At 55.3% G+C, this 282-nt stretch carries 1 protein-coding gene; it reads left to right on the top strand.

The window, feature by feature from the left end; all coding sequences use genetic code 11:
- Window positions 1–282: zinc ribbon domain-containing protein (locus DXD12_RS15740; protein ID WP_243105415.1), on the top strand; the 282-nt coding region annotated here is incomplete at both ends.

The raw sequence follows: 282 nt of genomic DNA on the forward strand, positions 1-282 counted from the left end.
ATGGGAACGGGTGCAGGAGCTTCGCAAGCAGCGCAAACGCCCCAACCGCTATGATGAAGTGGGCTTGTTCTCCGGCATACTGTTCTGTGCAGACTGCGGCAGTGTGATGTATCAGCAGCGATACCAGACGGACAAGCGCAAGCAGGACTGTTATATCTGCGGCAACTACAAGAAACGCACCCATGACTGTACGGCGCACTTTATCCGCACCGACCTCTTGACCGCTGGTGTACTCTCCAATCTGCGGAAAGTGACAAGCTATGCGGCAAAGCATGAAGCCCG

Origin of the sequence: Clostridium sp. TF11-13AC (genome assembly GCF_003481065.1) — a bacterium.
GTDB lineage: Bacteria > Bacillota > Clostridia > Lachnospirales > Lachnospiraceae > Otoolea > Otoolea fessa.